The organism is Rhodospira trueperi (assembly GCF_900101965.1).
In the GTDB taxonomy this organism is placed as follows: domain Bacteria; phylum Pseudomonadota; class Alphaproteobacteria; order Rhodospirillales; family Rhodospirillaceae; genus Rhodospira; species Rhodospira trueperi.
The window spans coordinates 142,404-159,233 of record NZ_FNAP01000002.1; the positions used below are offsets into that span (position 1 = coordinate 142,404).

At 68.3% G+C, this 16,830-nt stretch carries 16 protein-coding genes; 10 read left to right on the top strand and 6 right to left on the bottom strand.

What is annotated here, in order from left to right:
• Window positions 1–42: 42 nt before the first annotated feature.
• The 4 genes from aptA to BLS85_RS04010 all read right to left on the bottom strand — a co-directional run bounded on the left by aptA (window position 43) and on the right by BLS85_RS04010 (window position 2,628).
• Window positions 43–1,374: an omega-aminotransferase AptA gene (gene aptA / locus BLS85_RS03995; RefSeq protein ID WP_092782503.1), complete on the bottom strand. Its 1,332-nt coding sequence runs from the start codon at window positions 1,372–1,374 to the stop codon at window positions 43–45.
• A gap of 92 nt (window positions 1,375–1,466) precedes the next feature.
• Complete coding sequence (locus tag BLS85_RS04000) at window positions 1,467–1,712, bottom strand: hypothetical protein (RefSeq protein WP_092782506.1); 246 nt, start codon at window positions 1,710–1,712, stop codon at window positions 1,467–1,469.
• A complete protein-coding gene (locus BLS85_RS04005; protein ID WP_092782509.1) occupies window positions 1,709–1,960 on the bottom strand; it encodes a DUF6429 family protein in 252 nt (83 codons plus the stop codon). The genes BLS85_RS04000 and BLS85_RS04005 overlap by 4 nt, the downstream gene beginning before the upstream one ends.
• Window positions 1,961–1,998: 38 nt before the next feature.
• A complete protein-coding gene (locus BLS85_RS04010; protein ID WP_342729027.1) occupies window positions 1,999–2,628 on the bottom strand; it encodes a Crp/Fnr family transcriptional regulator in 630 nt (209 codons plus the stop codon).
• 1,084 nt (window positions 2,629–3,712) lie between these two features.
• Here BLS85_RS04010 and prmC point away from each other — a divergent pair.
• The 6 genes from prmC to darG all read left to right on the top strand — a co-directional run bounded on the left by prmC (window position 3,713) and on the right by darG (window position 10,573).
• The gene (prmC, locus tag BLS85_RS04015) at window positions 3,713–4,621 is read left to right on the top strand and encodes a peptide chain release factor N(5)-glutamine methyltransferase (protein ID WP_245699066.1); all 909 of its coding nucleotides are present in this window, start codon (window positions 3,713–3,715) and stop codon (window positions 4,619–4,621) included.
• Window positions 4,622–5,074: 453 nt separating this feature from the next.
• The gene (locus BLS85_RS04020; protein ID WP_092782519.1) at window positions 5,075–5,902 is read left to right on the top strand and encodes a DUF4167 domain-containing protein; all 828 of its coding nucleotides are present in this window, start codon (window positions 5,075–5,077) and stop codon (window positions 5,900–5,902) included.
• 222 nt (window positions 5,903–6,124) lie between these two features.
• Entirely contained in the window at window positions 6,125–7,213 is a 1,089-nt protein-coding gene (locus BLS85_RS04025; protein WP_092782522.1) for an ABC transporter permease, read from the top strand.
• Window position 7,214: 1 nt separating this feature from the next.
• Window positions 7,215–8,840, top strand: coding sequence for an ABC transporter ATP-binding protein (locus BLS85_RS04030; protein WP_092782525.1), 1,626 nt, complete (start codon window positions 7,215–7,217; stop codon window positions 8,838–8,840).
• Between the two features lie 45 nt (window positions 8,841–8,885).
• A complete protein-coding gene (darT, locus tag BLS85_RS04035; RefSeq protein ID WP_092783187.1) occupies window positions 8,886–9,485 on the top strand; it encodes a type II toxin-antitoxin system toxin DNA ADP-ribosyl transferase DarT in 600 nt (199 codons plus the stop codon).
• Window positions 9,482–10,573, top strand: coding sequence for a type II toxin-antitoxin system antitoxin DNA ADP-ribosyl glycohydrolase DarG (darG, locus tag BLS85_RS04040; protein WP_092782528.1), 1,092 nt, complete (start codon window positions 9,482–9,484; stop codon window positions 10,571–10,573). Before darT ends, darG begins: the two co-directional genes overlap by 4 nt.
• On the opposite strand, the gene BLS85_RS04045 is transcribed toward darG, so the two are convergent.
• Window positions 10,551–12,392: an autotransporter assembly complex protein TamA gene (locus BLS85_RS04045; protein ID WP_218128288.1), complete on the bottom strand. Its 1,842-nt coding sequence runs from the start codon at window positions 12,390–12,392 to the stop codon at window positions 10,551–10,553. The two genes, darG and BLS85_RS04045, sit on opposite strands and share 23 nt — an antisense overlap.
• Before the next feature lie 227 nt (window positions 12,393–12,619).
• On the opposite strand from BLS85_RS04045, the gene BLS85_RS04050 reads away from it, so the two are divergent.
• On the top strand, window positions 12,620–13,480 hold the full coding sequence (locus tag BLS85_RS04050; RefSeq protein ID WP_092783190.1) for a branched-chain amino acid aminotransferase: 861 nt from the start codon (window positions 12,620–12,622) through the stop codon (window positions 13,478–13,480).
• 92 nt (window positions 13,481–13,572) lie between these two features.
• Here the strand turns inward: BLS85_RS04050 and rlmN are convergent, their stop codons facing one another.
• The gene (gene rlmN / locus BLS85_RS04055) at window positions 13,573–14,712 is read right to left on the bottom strand and encodes a dual-specificity RNA methyltransferase RlmN (RefSeq protein ID WP_092782533.1); all 1,140 of its coding nucleotides are present in this window, start codon (window positions 14,710–14,712) and stop codon (window positions 13,573–13,575) included.
• Between the two features lie 306 nt (window positions 14,713–15,018).
• Between rlmN and BLS85_RS04060 the strand changes: the two genes are divergently transcribed.
• From BLS85_RS04060 to BLS85_RS04070, 3 genes are all read left to right on the top strand, one after another.
• Complete coding sequence (locus BLS85_RS04060; protein ID WP_092782536.1) at window positions 15,019–15,834, top strand: OmpA family protein; 816 nt, start codon at window positions 15,019–15,021, stop codon at window positions 15,832–15,834.
• Between the two features lie 143 nt (window positions 15,835–15,977).
• On the top strand, window positions 15,978–16,340 hold the full coding sequence (locus BLS85_RS04065) for a histidine triad nucleotide-binding protein (RefSeq protein WP_092782539.1): 363 nt from the start codon (window positions 15,978–15,980) through the stop codon (window positions 16,338–16,340).
• Between the two features lie 8 nt (window positions 16,341–16,348).
• Window positions 16,349–16,810 (top strand): cereblon family protein, encoded by a 462-nt coding sequence (locus BLS85_RS04070; RefSeq protein ID WP_092782542.1) that lies wholly within the window; start codon window positions 16,349–16,351, stop codon window positions 16,808–16,810.
• The last annotated feature ends 20 nt before the right edge of the window (window positions 16,811–16,830 follow it).

Consider the following 16,830-nt stretch of genomic DNA (forward strand, 5'->3'; position numbering starts at 1 on the left):
GCGGGGCGGTGCCATCGGAGCGGACGTCAACGGCGGGCCCCATCACCCCACTTCCCGAATCGCCTCGCCGACCGTGGTGAGCAACCGGTCGATCTGGCCGGGTTCGATGATCAGCGGCGGCGACAGCGCGATGATGTCGCCGGTCACGCGGATGAGAACGCCCTTCTCGTAGCACTTCAGGAACACCTCGAAGGCGCGCTTGCCGGGTTCGTCGGAGCGCGGTTCCAGTTCGATGCCGGCGATCAGGCCCATGGTGCGCAGATCGATGACGTGCGGCAGGCCCTTCAGCGCGAACACGGCGTCGGCCCAGGTGTTTTCCAGGTCGCGGGCGCGGATCAGCAGGCCCTCGCGCTGGTAGATCTCCTGGGTGGCGATGCCCGCGGCGCAGGCCAGCGGGTGCCCCGAGTAGGTATAGCCGTGGAACAACTCGATCAGGTGCTCGGGGCCGTTCATGAAGGCGTCGTAAATCGCGCCGGTCACGAACGTGGCGCCCATCGGCACGGCGGCGTTGTTGAGCCCCTTGGCGGTGGTGATGATGTCCGGCGTGATGCCGAAGTGTTCGGCGGCGGTGGCGCTGCCCAGGCGGCCGAAGGCGGTGATGACCTCATCGAAGATCAGCAGGATGCCGTGTTTGGCGGTGATCTCGCGCAGCCGCTCCAGATACCCCTTGGGCGGCATCAGCACGCCGGTTGACCCGGCCATGGGCTCGACGATGACGGCGGCGATGGTCTCCGGCCCGTGCAGCGCCACCAGCCGTTCCAGGTCGTCGGCCAGATGGGCGCCGTGCTCCGGCTGGCCGCGCGAGAAGGCGTTCATCTCCGGAAGGTGGGTGTGCGGCAGGTGGTCCACGCCGCTGAGCAGACCGCCGAAGAAACGGCGGTTGTTGACGATGCCGCCGACCGAGATGCCGCCGAAGTTGACGCCGTGATAGCCGCGCTCGCGCCCGATCAGGCGGGTGCGGCCGCCTTCGCCCCGGGCCTTGTGATACGCGATGGCGATCTTCAGGGCGGTCTCGACGGCCTCGGAGCCAGAGTTGGTGAAAAACACATGGTCGATGCCCTCGGGCATCACCCGCACCAGCCGGTTGGCGAGGTCGAACACCAGCGGATGGCCCATCTGGAACGCCGGAGCGTAGTCCAGTTGACCGGCCATGGCACGGATGGCCTCGACAATCTCCGTCCGGCCGTGGCCGGCGTTCACACACCACAGGCCGGCTGTGCCGTCCAGGATCTGGCGTCCGTCGTGACCGGTGTAGTGCATGCCCTCCGCCGCCACCAGCAGGCGCGGCGCGCCCTTGAACTGGCGGTTGGCCGTGAACGGCATCCAGAACGCGGACAGATCGTTGACGACCGGCGGATTGACGTCGAGCGGCATGGGACGGGGCTCCTTGCGGTCAGACGGGCGGAACAGATCCCCTGCCTCAATAGCATCCCGCTCAATCGTTGGCCCGGTTCCGGCGCGCCCTCTCAGGATCCGTCAGGAGAACGCCGCCGCGCCCGCCGATGGCGCCAGTACAGCACGCTCAACGCCAGCGCGGCCACGGTCAGGGTGATCGGGAACAGCACCACCAGCACCGGCACGCTGGCCACAGCGACGGCCAGCAGGATCAGGATCGCCACCGTCGGAATCATCAGCAGCAGCGCGAACAGGGCGTTGCAGCCGATGTTGACCGGGTCGAGGCGAGGTCCTTGCCCCCGTGCCGAAGCTGTCATTTTTCAGCGGGTCCGTCACCGGGCGCGTCATCGCCGAACAAGGCGTCAAACAGCTCTTCGGCCCGTTTCCGGCCCTCGGGGGTGAATGCCACGGACTTCGCCGTGCCGACCGGGTTGGTGATCAAGCCCTTCTCGTGAAGGCGCTCCATGGCGTCCCAGTCCATGCCCTTCCAGACTCGGTCTCCGTTGTGGAGACCGAGCAGCAACAGCGCCAGCACGGTGTCGTCGATGTGGTCGAGGTTCGGCATGAAAAGGAGGTCCGTTCGTGAGTCGTGACCGAGATGGCTCAGCCACCGGAAATGCGCTGCAGCGATGCGACGTCGCAGGCATACAGGTTCGGTCCCCGTTCCGATAGAATACCCTCTCGGCGGAACTCGGCGACGATGCGGCTCGCCGTCTCGGTGGTCACACCGAGCATGGCGCCCATGTCCTCGCGTCCGAACAGGGCACACTCGGTGTCGCCGGTCCCTTCCATCAGCAACAGGATCAGACGCGCCACGCGGGCCTTGGCGCCGCCGGTGGACAGGCTGGTCAACCACGCGTCGGCCTGACGCACCGATTGTTGCCAGCGCTGCATCAACTGGGCGTGCATGCGCGGGGTTTCCTCGGACAGCCGGGTCACCACCTCGCGAGGGATACGGCAGGTGAGAGCACCGCGCAGGGCGATGGCGGTGTGCTCGTACTCCTGGCCCAGCACGGCCTCCAGCCCGGCCGTGTCGCCGGGCCGCAGAAGCCGGACAATCCGCTGGCTGCCATCGGCCAGATACCGCACCAACTTGACCAGTCCGGTGCGCACCGTAAACACCGCCTGCCCCGGATCACCGACGTGATACAGCGCCGATCCCGGCTCGAACTGGATTTCTTCGATGGGCAGATGGATATGGGCGAAGTCCGGTTCCCGAAGGTCGGAGAACAAGGCGAGGTCACGGATCCCGCAATTCCGGCACTCCGCTTGTCCGCGCCACGCTGCTTCAATGGATTTCCCTCGCACCGAAGCGCCTCTTCCATCCAGTTCCCGGTGTTGCCGCAACAGCATATGGGTCCCGCGCCGAGCCGGTACAATCCTGCTTTGCCCATGCACGCAGCCGGCCCGCCGCATCCGGGGCCAGCGTAGGGTACCGGAACGGGCCGCTCGCGTCCACGAGTCCCCGAGGTCACGAGGCAGATCTCGATATAGACCGGCGTGGAACACCCCCTTGGGATGGGTGTCCCCTCGGCGATCCGGTCGTCCCCCTCCCGACATCCCGGATGACCCGGCGGACAGCAGCAATTCTCAGTTTGGCCGCACGGCCTCCGAAGGGAACGGCTGTGAGTCCCAGGCGCGACCCCAACGCCCTCCCCTGGATAGGGCTATCGCATTCACACAACTTTACTCCTGCTCGTCATTGCGAGGAGCGCAGCGCAAATTAAAACATGGGGCAATCCAGGGCGGATACTTGCGTTTTGTGCCCTGGATGGCTTCACCCTCGTCTTGCGACGAGGGTTCGCCCTCAGGAATCCCCTCATTTCTTAAATATGCAATTCAATCAACAGGGTATCGCGCAGGCCGATGTCGTGAAACCCATTGATTTTGCGGCCCTTTTCCGAAATGAGGGGATTCCTGAGGGGTTCGCAATGACGAGTCACAGTGTCGCGCGAGCGAAGAGTCGCCGCTTCGGCGGGAGGAAGAGTGAATATGAGAGCCGAAGGGGGGAGGAGAACAGGCCGGCACCGGCCGCAACCGGTGTTCTCCCTCCATCCTGAGACTTGCTGGGCGGACAGCGCTCCGATTGACAGCGCCCACCGATGCGCTAGCGTGGCCGCGCGACCACCCCATGGCAGGGCGCGGGGGTCCCGAAGCGTAGCGGAACGATGAGGCCTTGGGGCTGGATGTTGGGGCTGGAGAGCGTGCTGTCGGTGGTCTCCTTTCCGATCATGATGGAGACCCGGCCTGCGTTCGAGGCCAACCGCGCGGCGGGATGACCCTGCCCGTCCGTCGATCCGAACGGAGCGCTGAACGAGTGACCCCGGCTGATCCATCGCCGATAGGCTCCACCCTTGCCGTTGCCCTCACCCGTGCCGCCGAGCGCCTTGCCGCCGCCGGCGTTCCGGAACCCCGCCTGGATGCCCGGGTCCTGGCGGCGCACGTGCTGGGGCTGTCCGGCCCAGCGGCGCTTGGGGTGCGTCTGGGCGACCCCATTCCGGCGGACGCCGCCGTCCGCCTTGATGCGCTGGTCGCTCGCCGTGCCGCGCGCGAGCCGGTGGGCCGGATCTTGGGGACGCGCGGCTTCTGGACGCTCGACCTCGCCGTGGGGCCGGACACGCTGGAGCCACGTCCCGATACGGAGACGGTGGTTTCGGCGGTGCTCGACCGACTGCCCGACCGGGCCGCGCCGCTGACCCTGCTCGATCTGGGCACCGGCACCGGCGCGATCCTGCTGGCGCTGCTGTCCGAGGTGCCGCGTGCGACCGGCATCGGCGTGGATATCGCCCCGGGCGCCGTGGAGACGGCCAGCGCCAACGCCGCCGCCCACGGCCTGGAGACCCGCGCTCTCTTCGTGGTCGCCGACTGGAGCGACGGATTTCTCGCCTGGCCCGGTTCGTTCGATGTCATCGTGTCCAATCCCCCCTATATCGCGACCGCCGATCTGGTCGGGCTCGAGCCCGAGGTGCGGGACCACGATCCCGCCGTGGCGCTGGATGGCGGCGCCGACGGGCTGGCGGCCTATCGCCGCCTCATCCCGCTGGCGGCGGCGCGACTGGCCCCAGGCGGCCGTCTGGCGCTGGAGGTCGGCGCCGGACAGGCCGAAGCGGTCGCCGCCCTGATGGGCGCCGCCGGGCTCGGCCCGGCGGAGACGGTTCCCGACCTGGGGGGCGTGGCCCGCTGCGTCACCGCCGTTGCGGATGCGAAAAATCGTGCCGACGGTTGAAAAAAGAGCTTGGAAAGAGGCGCCGGGGGCCCTACGGTCTCTTCGCACGCCGGTTCGGCACTTGAGGCCCGCCCGCGCCCCCGGGGTCGAGATCGGGCTCGGGCAGCGTTGGACATCGGCCGACGGCAAGCCCTCCGCGGGGCCGGCTTGGATCCGGATGGATCATTGCGGCGCCGCGAGCGCGTCTCTCCCTTGAGAGACATAACGCCCCTTAGGGACCTTTTCGACCGAAACGCCCCGAGGGACCGCAACGGCAAACGCCCAGCGAAGCCTTGGTCGCCTGTTTACGGGGGCCTTCCGCCAGCGGGCGCGTCGCCGCGCGAACCGTCCGCTCGGGTTGGGGGCGTACCGTCGCCCACGCTCCACGGGGCAGGCGCGCGAGGAACCCTGATCCGGCATTTTCACCCATCGCGGTGCAGTGTAAACCGTTTCTCCATTTGAACAGACGGGACCATGAAACAAGGCTCGAACACCAGGGGACGTCCCCGTGGCCGCGTCGGCGGCGGCGGCAGTGGCGGCAAGCGGCCGCCGAACCGGAACCAGACTTTCGACAGCAATGGGCCGGGCGTCCGGCTGCGCGGCAACGCCATGCAGCTTGTCGAGAAATACACCACGATGGCCCGCGATACGAGTTCCCAGGGCGACCGGGTGCTGTCCGAGAACTACCTTCAGCATGCCGATCACTACTACCGGGTCTACATGGCCCTGACCGGCCAGACGGATGGCGCGCGTCCGGGCGGCGCGCCGCAACCGCGCCAGACCGGATACGGAGCTGGCGGTGGCAACGATGACTCGGAACCGTCCGGCGAAACCGAGGCCCCGGAGGCGATGGGCCGGGGGTCCGGACGCGGCCGGTCGGGCAACGGCGCTGACCGGGATGAGGACGGTCGGGGGACACAGACTGGTTTCGAGGCCGACGCGTCGGCCGAGAGTTCGTCCCGCCAAGCCGAGGGCGACGGCAGCGAGTCCGACGCCGACAGCGACGCTGACCGATGGACCGAGGATCGCGGAACCTCCTCGCGACGGCGCTCTTCGCGCCGCGACGGCCGGGTCACCCGTGACCGTGAGCCGCGCCACACCGAAGACACCGACGCAAACGCATCAGGCGGCGACAGCGACCAGAATGCGTCCGCCACGGGGACAGAGGGCGAAGGCGAAGCGCCCCGTCCCCCGCGCCGGCCGCGCCGGACCTCGCGGCGCGGCAGCGCCGCGACGGGCAGCGGCGGCGGTGGCGACAGCGAGCCGGCGGCGGACGGTGACCCGGACGCCCAGATCGCCTGACGCTCCCCTTGAGGCGATGCCGATTGCGCGGCCACGGCTCCGACGGCGCCCGTGTCCTCGGATCACGGTCCCCCTGGACAGGCCGTCACCCTCTCTCGTCGCCGTTCGGATCGGACGGCGGGAAACGGCGCCTCGCGTGGGCGCGCCAGAAGCCGGGAAATGGATGCGCAAATGCGTTAGGGTGATCGGAACGGCCTCACAAGGGAACGGATCCGAACGCACATGACCGACAGCGGCGCTCTTTCCGCCTCCGATGCCGGGACCACGGGCGAGGCGCCCCCCCGGCGCGGGTTGAACCCCATCTGGCGGCGGCGGCTGGCCAACTTCCGCGCCAACCGGCGGGGATTCTGGTCGCTGTGGATCTTCCTGGTGCTGTTCGTGCTCAGCCTGTTCGCGGAGGTCATCGCCAACGACCGGCCCGTGTTCGTCTGGTACGATGGCGCGCCGTATGTCCCCGTGCTGGCGGACTACCCCGAGACCACCTTCGGCGGCGATTTCCCGACCCCGGCGGCCTACCGCGACCCCTTCGTGGCCGACCTGATCAACGAGAAGGGGTTCATGGTCTGGCCGCCGGTGCGGTTTTCCTACCAGACCGTCAACCAGGACCTGCCGGTGCCGGCCCCCGCGCCGCCCAGCGCCGAGAACTGGCTGGGCACCGACGACCAGGGCCGCGACGTGGTGGCCCGGCTGATCTACGGCTTTCGGCTGTCGGTGCTGTTCGGGCTGGCGCTGACCGCTTTGTCGTCGGTGATCGGCGTGGCGGCCGGGGCGGTGCAGGGCTATTTCGGCGGTCTGCTGGACCTGTTCTTCCAGCGGTTCATCGAGATCTGGTCCGGGCTGCCGCAGTTGTTCATTCTCATCATCGTCTCGTCGGTGCTGGTGCCGGGGTTCTGGACCCTGCTGATCGTGCTGATGCTGTTCTCGTGGACGGCGCTGGTGGGCGTGGTCCGGGCCGAGTTCCTGCGCGCCCGCAACTTCGACTATGTGCGGGCCGCCAAGGCGCTGGGCATGTCCGACGGCCTCGTTATGGTCAAGCACGTGCTGCCCAACGCCATGGTCGCCACCCTGACCTTCCTGCCGTTCATTCTGGCCGGGTCGCTGGTGGCGCTGACCTCCCTTGATTTCCTGGGGCTGGGGCTGCCGCCCGGTTCGCCGTCGCTGGGCGAACTGCTGCGTCAGGGCAAGGACAACCTTCAGGCGCCGTGGCTGGGCATCGCCAGTTTCATGGTAATCGCCGTTATGCTCAGCCTGCTGGTGTTCGTCGGCGAGGCGGTGCGCGACGCCTTCGACCCGCGCAAGGGGGTGGTCTGAGATGGCGGGCGAGACGGTCCTGGAGGTGAACGACCTGTCGGTGACCTTCGGCCGCCCGCCGCGCGCGGTGGAGGCTGTGCGGGGCGTGTCGTTCTCCATCCGCCGGGGCGAGACCCTGGCCCTGGTGGGCGAGAGCGGCTCTGGCAAGTCGGTCTCCGCGCTGTCGGTGGCGCGCCTGCTGCCGTATCCGCTGGCGCGTCATCCGTCCGGATCGATCCGGCTGGCGGGCACCGAGATGATGACCGCGCCGGACGCCACGCTGCGCAAGATGCGCGGCGAGACCGTGGCCATGATCTTCCAGGAGCCCATGACCTCGCTCAACCCGCTGCATTCCATCGAAAAGCAGATCGGGGAAATCCTGGCCGTGCACAAGGGCCTGACGGGACAGGCGGCGCGGGCACGGATCCTGGAGCTGCTATCGCTGGTGGGGCTGTCGGAGGCGGCGGATCGGCTCGGCGCTTTGCCGCATGAACTCTCGGGTGGGCAGCGCCAGCGGGTGATGATCGCCATGGCGCTGGCCAACGAGCCCGACCTGCTGATCGCCGACGAGCCGACGACGGCGCTGGACGTCACCATCCAGGCGCAGATCCTCGATCTGCTGGCGGACCTGCGCGACCGCTTCGGCATGGCCATGCTGTTCATCACCCACGATCTGTCCATCGTGCGGCGCATCGCCGACCGGGTGTGCGTGATGAAGGACGGCGAGATCGTGGAGACCGGCCCCGTCGCCGACCTGTTCGCCCGGCCGGAACACCCCTACACCCGCGCTCTGATGGCCGCCGAGCCCAAGGGCGCGCCCCGGCCGCCGCCGCAGGGCGCGGCCACGGTGATGGAGACCGCCGGCCTGAAGGTCCACTTCCCCATCAAGAAGGGCGTGATCCGGCGCACCGTCGGTCATGTGAAGGCCGTGGACGGCGTCACCCTGAGCGTGAAGGAGGGCCACACCGTCGGTGTGGTGGGCGAAAGCGGCTCCGGCAAGACCACGCTGGGGCTCGCGTTGTTGCGCCTGATCTCTTCGGACGGCCCGGTGACCTTCGAGGGCGGGCGCATCGACGGCGTGAAGTCGGGCGCCCTGCGTCCGCTGCGCCGGCGGATGCAGATCGTGTTCCAGGATCCCTTCGGTTCGCTCAGTCCGCGCCTGTCCATCGGCCAGATTGTCGGCGAGGGGCTGGAAGTCCACCGCGTCGGCGACAAGGCCACGCGCGAGGCCGTGGTGATCGAGGCGTTGCGGGAAGTGGGGCTGGACCCCGACACCCGCCATCGCTACCCGCACGAGTTCTCCGGCGGCCAGCGCCAGCGCGTGGCCATCGCCCGGGCGCTGGCCCTGAAACCGCGCTTCCTGGTGCTGGACGAGCCCACCAGCGCGCTGGATGTGTCGGTGCAGGCGCAGATCGTCGATCTGCTGCGCGACATCCAGGACCGCCACCGGCTAGGATACCTGTTCATCAGCCATGATTTGCGCGTGGTGCGGGCGCTGGCCGACGACATCCTGGTGATGAAAGACGGCGTGGTGGTCGAGGCCGGCCCGGCCGCCGAGATCCTGGACGCGCCGCGCGAGGACTATACCAAGGCCCTGATGGCGGCGGCCCTGGGGGAGGGGGTGGTTCGGGCTTCAATTGGAGCATGATCGTTGCTTTCCTTGACACCCGAACGGGCGCTCATCTTCCGGATCATGCACCGTGACAACGTGGCGTGGACGGTCGCGAACGGGTTTCACTGCCGCAACAGCGCGTTGGCTGACCCTGGTTTTGTCCCCATCGGCAACCCCGATCTGATTGAACACCGGCGCGACATGCCCATCCCGATTCCGCCCTGTGGTGTCTTGGGTGACTACATTCCGTTCTATTTCACACCGCGCAGCCCGATGCTCTACAACATCAGGACCGGGCACAGGGGAATCCGCAAGCGTGCCAATGCTGAGATCGTTGTCGCGGTTGCCTGTCTCCACGATCTCCTCGACCGTGCCATTCCGTTCGTGGTGTCGGATCGCCATGCATACCTTGCCACGGCCTCGTTTTCGAGCGGCTTGGACGGTCTTCAATCCCTGGATTGGGCGGCATTGCAGGCCAGTGACTTCCGACGGGACCCGGAAAACCCGGAGAAGTTCGAGCGCTATCAGGCCGAGGCCTTGATCCATCGGCACCTTCCAGCGAACGGGTTGCGCGGCTGGGTGTGTTTCGATGATGATGCGAAAGCGTTCGTCACCGGGCTCCTTGACGAACACGGCCTGTCGATGACCGTCGCCACGCGGCCAGGGTGGTACTTCCCATGATCCGCTTCACCACCGGCAACTTGCTCGACGCCGATGCCGAGGCCCTCGTCAACACCGTCAACACGGTGGGGGTGATGGGCAAGGGCATCGCCTTGATGTTCAAGGAGGCCTTCCCGGAGAACTTCCGCGCCTACGAAAAAGCCTGCAAGAACAACGGGATCGAGACGGGGCGGGTGTTCGTGACCGAACGAGCCGCCCTGATCGGTCCGAAGTGGATCATCAATTTCCCGACCAAGCGACACTGGCGCCATCCGTCCCGGATCGAATGGATCGAGCAGGGCCTTGACGACCTTGTCCGCGTCATCCGCGACAAGGGAATCGGCTCCATCGCGCTGCCGCCCCTAGGCAGCGGCAACGGCGGCCTCGACTGGACCGAGGTCCGTCCGCTGATCGAACGGTCTCTCGGCGCCGTTCCGGATGTCGATGTCCTGGTCTTCGAGCCCACGCAACGATACCAGAACGTGATGAAGCGGTCGGGGGTCGAAACACTCACGCCGGCCCGGGCGATGATCGTGGAACTCGTGCGTCGCTACGAGGTCATGGGGTTCGAGTGCTCCATCCTCGAGATCCAGAAACTGGCCTATTTCCTGGAGCGGTACATCCGGGCACTGGCCTTGCGCAATACCCTGGACCTGCGGTTTCAGGCCGACCGGTATGGTCCGTTCGCGCCACGCCTGACGCATCTTCTGGACGGCCTCGACGGCAGCTACCTGCATTGCGGCAAACGACTGGCGGACGCCGGACCCTGGGATGCGATCTGGTTCGAGGACAGCCGGCGGGACCACGTCGCGGCCTACCTGGGATCGGACGGCAAGGACTGGCTTCCGGCCCTGAATGCAACATCGCGCCTGGTGGACGGCTTCGAATCCCCGCTGGGGCTGGAGCTTCTGGCGACGGTGGACTGGCTGATTGATCGACGCGACGCGCCGGCCACGGCCGACGGGATCCGCGCGGCGCTGGCCGACTGGCCCGGGGGCGGGGACTCGGCCCGGCGCAAGATGCGCCTGTTCGATGATCGCCTGATCGGGATCGCCCTGGAGCGCCTGTCCGAGGCCCAGGCCGACCTCAAAACGCTTGTCCCAGGCTGATGTAGACCTGGAACAGGTCGTCCTCGTCGCGCGGGTTGAGCGGCACGCCGATGTCCAGGCGCACCGGGCCGAAGTCGGTGTAGTAGCGCGCTCCCAGGCCGGCGGCCCACAGGATGTCGTCGGCGCCAGGGTCGGGCCAGACGCCGTCCCCCACCATCCCGGCATCAAGGAAGGGAACGATGCCGATGGTCTCGGTGATCTTGATGCGCGCCTCCAGCCCCAGGTCCAGGGCCGAGCGCCCGCCCAGCGGATCGCCGCCGGCATCCAGCGGGCCGACCATCTGGTGGCCATAGCCGCGCACCGATCCGCCGCCGCCGGCGTACAGGCGGCGGGTGGCGGGAACGTCCTCCGTTTCCGCGCCCATCAGGGAGGCGACGCCGGCGCGCCCGGCCAGGACCAGCCGGTCGCTCTCCAGCGGCGCCCAATAGGCCGACCCGCCCAGGCTGGCCACGGCAAACCCCAGCGTGACGTCGCCCGCCTGCCCGGCGTAGGGCGTGAGTTGGGCCGTCAGCCGGGTGCCCCGGGTCGGGTTCAGCGGATCGTCGGTGTCGTCGCGCGCCGCGCCCAGCGGCAGACCGACCAGATATGAGCGACGCGGCCCCTCGTCGTCGTCCAGGTCGGCATAGTCCACCACCACGCCGGCGGAGGCGCGCCATGTGTCGCTCAGGCGCCGGTCCAGACCCGCCCCGACCTCGACCTCCAGCCCGCTGTAGGCGTCCCGATCCGACCGCTCGATGGACGCCGACGCGGTCAGCGCCTGATCCGGGTGCAGGAAGCGGGGTTTGTCGAAGTCCAGGCTGAGGGATTGCGCGGTCAGGGCGGCGTCGAGGTCCACCCGCAGGCGCTCGGCACGACCGAAGGCGTTGCGGTGTTCCCAGAACAACCGCGCGCCAGGCCCGGCGTCGGTGGCATAGCGCAGCCCGCCGCCGATGGAGCGCGGCGGTGCCTCCGTCACCGACACCAGCACCGGCAGGCGCCCGTCCGCGTCCGGCGCGTCGGCCGGACGCACGGTCACCGCGTCGAACAGTCGGGTGTCGAGAACGGCATTGCGGAAGGCATCCAGACGACCGCTGTCGAACACCGCGCCGGGCTGCCAGGGAATGTGCCCGTCGAGGTATCCGGCCTCGACCCGCTCCAGGCCCTCGTAGCGGACCGGGCCGAAGGTGGCCGGCGGGCCGGCTGCCACCTCCAGGCGCACCGCCATGGTGCGCCGGGCGTGGTTGACCGCGACGCGGCGGTCGGCGACCTCGGCGAAGGGCCGCCCACGCGCGCGCAAGTGCTCAATCAGATCGCGTTCGGCCGTCAAGACCGCGTCGGCCCGGGCCGGCTGGCCCTCCGTCAGGCCGACCTCGGCCAGCGAGCGGGGCAGGCCGTCACTCTCCGCCCCGGCATCGTCCCGGTAGACCACGCGCGTGGCGGCGATGGTGTAGCGCGGGCCGGGTTCCACCGTCACCGCCACCTGGGCCGGCGCGCCCTCGCCGATGGAGCCCGACACGGTGGCGTCGTAGAATCCGTCCGCGCGCAACACCTTCCGGAAGGCCGCCACGTCCGACTCCAGGCGGCGGCGCAGACCGGAGCGGGTCGCCGGCGGATCGCCGGCCAGCGCGCGCAGGCTGGAGGCCGCCTCAAGGCCGCTCTTCAGGTCATCCTCCGACCCACCGTCCGGAGTCTGAACCCGCAAGGCGACCTCGTAAGGCACGCGCGGTTCCGCCGTCTCCGCGGCCCCGGCTGGCACGAACCCGCACGGCGCAAGGCCCCACGCCAGCATGGCGGCGGTCACAAATAGGTGGAGACGGTGTCCGAACAGGATCACGAGCACGCTCCCAGGGTCCTTCCGACGGGGCCTCTTGCGGCGAATGACACACGGCCCCATCCTCCGATACCTCTTCCGATAACACGATCCCCGCCACCGCGACACTTGCCGATGGGGGGTGGCCCATACTACACCCAAACGCTGGATCGGCGCGCGCTGCCCGGCGCCGGGTGGCGTGGGCGCCTGATCCGCATATGCCGAGAATTGGCCCGAAAAGAGGAGCGTGTGGCGCGATGACCCAGGCCTGGACCTATGTCGATGGCGAGTGGCTGGAAGGCAACCCCCCCATCCTCGGCCCGCTGACCCATGCCACATGGCTGTCCTCGATCGTGTTCGACGGCGCGCGCGCCTTCGAGGGCGTCGCGCCCGATCTCGATCGGCATTGCCAGCGCTGCGTCGACTCGGCCATCCGCATGGGCATGCGTCCGACCGTGGACGCGGCCGAGATCGAGCGTCTGGCCCGGGAAGGCATCAAGCGCTTCCCGGAGGATGCCGCGCTGTATATCCGACCGGTGTTTTTCTGCGATGACGGTTGGGTCGCGGCGGATCCGGACACCACCCGGTTCATGCTGACCCTGGACCCGATGCAGATGAAGGAGCCGGGCGGGTTCACCGCCTGCCTGTCCAGCTACCGGCGGCCGGCGCCCGATCAGGCCCCGGTGGACTGCAAGGCGTCGTGCCTGTATCCGCTGGCCGGCCGGGCGCTGCGGGAGGCCAGCGCGCGCGGCTTCGACAACGCGGTGCTGTGCGATCCGTGGGGCAACGTGGCCGAGTTCGCCACCGCCAACCTGTTCATGGTCCGCGACGGCGTGGTCAGCACGCCGGCCGTCAACGGCACCTTCCTGAACGGGGTGACGCGCCAGCGGGTGCTGGCGTTGCTGCGGCTCGACGGGGGGGTCGTGCTGGAGCGCGAGATCGAGCCCGAGGATCTCCTGGAAGCGGACGAGATCTTCTCCACCGGTAACCACCAGAAGGTCATGCCGGTGCGCCGTTTCGAGGACCGGGAACTGATCTACGGCCCCGTCGCCCGGCGCGCCCGCGAGCTGTACTGGGACTATGCCCACGGCCGCCTGCCGGACGGTTTCCGGATGTAGGGGCTGCGGTCCCAAACCGATATGATGGGCAAGACAAGGGCCTGACCGGGCGACACCGGCTCGCAACGCCTTGTCGCCGGGCCTTCGCCCGTCTACTCCCGAGCCGCCCGCCCGTGCTCGGCCTCGGCGGCGGCGCGGGCCTCCGGGTCCAGGCGTGCCAGCCGGGCGCGGTAGCCCTGCAACCGCTCGCGCTCCGACGCGCTTTTCAGTTGCCCGCAGGCGGCCAGGATGTCGCGCCCGCGCGGCATGCGGATGGGCGCGGTCAGGCCGGCGTCGGCCAGTTGATCGGCGAAGCGCCGGATGGTGTTCATGGACGAGCACTCGAACGGCGCGCCGGGCCAAGGGTTGAACGGGATCAGGTTGAACTTGCACGGCAAGCCCCGCACCAGTCGGATCAACGCCTGGGCGTCGGCGGGCGAGTCATTGACCCCCTTCAGCATGACGTATTCCAGCGTGATGCGCCGGGCGTTCGACACCCCCGGGTAGGCCCGCAGCGCGGCCATCAGCTGCTCCAGCGGGTACTTTCGGTTGATCGGCATGATGGCCGAGCGCACCTCGTCGGTGGCGGCGTGCAGGCTGACGGCCAAGTTCACGCCCATCTCGCGGCCGCACCGCTCGATCATCGGCACCACGCCGGCGGTCGACAGGGTGATGCGCCGGCGCGACACCGCCAGGCCCTCCCCGTCCGACAGGATCTCCACCGCCCGGGCCACGGCGTCGAAATTGAACAGCGGTTCGCCCATGCCCATCAAGACGACGTTGGACAGTTGCCGAGTCTCGTCCGTCGGCGTCGGCCATTCCCCGTAACTGTCGCGGGCAGCCATGAACTGGCCGACAATCTCGGCGGATGTCAGATCACGAACCAGCATTTGCGTCCCGGTGTGGCAAAATCGACACGTCAGGGTACATCCCACCTGAGAAGACAGGCAAACCGCTCCGCGATCCTCCTCCGGGATGTAAACAGCCTCTGCCTCGCGCCCGTCCTCAAAGCGGAAAAGCCACTTTCGCGTGCCGTCCCCGGACGTTTGCTCCCGCGAGGGTTGGGGGCGCGCGAGATTGTGGTCGGCCTCCAGGCGTGTCCGCAACGCCTTGGAAAGCGTCGACATTTCCGAGAATTCCCGAGCGCCGCGGTGGTACATCCAATGCCAAAGCTGCTTGCCTCGGAAGGGCTTCTCTCCCATATCATCCAGCACGCGGGTCAGTTCGGGCCGTGTCAGGCCGATCAGGGTCATGGCGGGGCGGGGCTCCTGGTCAATGACCGGCCACAACAGCCGGCGTGTTCGATGTGTCCTTGACAGAACAGAGGCGCAACCGATTTCCGGTACCAAAGCCGTGAGAATTTCGTTATACCGGGACTTACAGGGGTCGTGCCGTCGCGTCGGTGCGGCATTATGGTCACGGCGTTCCCGCTTCCCATGTCCTTCATGGGGTCGGCGATTGACGTTCCGAGGCCGTATGTGTTTGTCATTTTATGGGGATCGGTCGCAACCTCGCAAATGCGGCTGCCCATCTGATCAGGTGATGGAGGAGATGCCTAAATGTACAAGAAGGTGATCGTCGCGATTGCTGCGGCCGGCCTCCTGTCCGCTTGCGCCAACAAGTGGGACGTGGAAGGTGCCCAGAGCATGGAAAGCATGGGTAGCCCGTTCCAGGCCGCCCTGCAGAAGGAATACGCCGACCTCGCCGCCGCCGAGCGGAATGAGGGCGACTGGCCCGACACTGCCTATTTCGTCGCCAAGGCGAAGGGCGCCGCCATGGGCGAAGCTGTCGGTCCGACCACGATGGACGAGCGCGATATCCCGGCGAAGTACGCCGACGAGCTGACCGCCGCCCGCGCCGACCTGATGACGGTGATGAGCCAGGGCGCGGCCGACGCCAACCCGCCGGTCGCCGCCAAGGCCCAGGCGATGTTCGACTGCTGGATGCAGGAAGCGGAAGAAGATCGTCAGCCGGACGATATCGCCGCCTGCAAGCAGAACTTTGAGATCGCCATCAACCAGCTGAAGACGCCGCCGATGCCGGCGACGCCGTTCGTGGTTTACTTCGATCTGGACTCCTCGCGTCTGGACGCCGAGGCCATGGCCACCCTGGACACGGTTGCCGCCGAGTACCAGACGGTCGTGCCGCCGCGCGTTCTGGTCGTCGGTCACACCGACACCAGCGGCCCGAGCGACTACAACGTCGTGCTGTCCCAGCGGCGCGCCGAAGGTGTCTCTCGCGCCCTGGCCGCCCGGGGTATCGCCTCCGAGGTCATGCAGCTTGAGGCTTACGGTGAGGAACGCCTGATGGTCGCCACTCCGGACGGCACCGTCGAGCGCATGAACCGTCGCGTGGAGGTTATGTTCCAGAACTGATCCCGGACGGGTTCGGTTTTGGGCAGTCCATAGGCGACGCTCAACCTGACGGAACGCGGCGCGTCGGATTTTCCGGCGCGCCGTTTTCCTGTCCGCGACCCTGCGGTCCCTCGATGCTTTCCATGATCCGGAGATGCCCGCCGATGGCCTATGATCCCGACAATGTCTTCGCCAAGATCCTGCGCGGCGAGATCCCCTGCAACAAGGTGTACGAGGACGCCCACACCCTCGCCTTCCACGACATCAATCCGCAGACCCCGACCCACATTCTGGTGGTGCCCAAGGGTGCCTATGTGAGCTGGACCGATTTCAGCGAGACCGCCAGCGACGCCGAGATCGCCGCCCTGGTCCGCGCCGTCGCCACCGTCGCCAAGGAAGCCGGGGTGGCCGAGCAGGGCTATCGGGTGCTCTCCAACGTCGGCGTCAACGCCAACCAGGAAGTCCCGCACCTGCACATCCATGTCTTCGCCGGCCGCAAGCTCGGCCGCATGGTCCCCAAGGACTGAGGGCCGCGGTGCCGCCAGCCGCCGCCCTGCGCGCGGACGCGCGGCCGCGCCGTCCGGACACCGGCCTGCCGACGCGAACGTCGGCGCCGACCCCGGGCGTCGGCGATCCGGACGTCCGCCGCCGTGCCGTGCTGTGCTGCCGGGCGTGCGGCGCGGTGGTCACCACGCCCGACCGCGCCATCGTGGTCCGCGAGGCCCATGCCCACCACGTCTTCAACCCGGCCGGCGTGTTGTTTCACATCGGCTGCTTCGCCGATGCGCCCGGCGTCCATCCGGTGGGGCCCCGCAGTGACCAGTTCTCGTGGTTTCCCGGCCATTCCTGGATCGTGACCGTCTGCGCCGGCTGCGGCCGCCACCTGGGATGGCTGTTCGTGTCGGGGGCGGGCGGCGGCGGGTTCCACGCCCTCATCCTCGACCGGTTGGCCGAAACCGACACGGACGGTGAGGGGGGGCGAGAGGGTCCATCGTGAGGGCTGGACGGGCGCCCTGG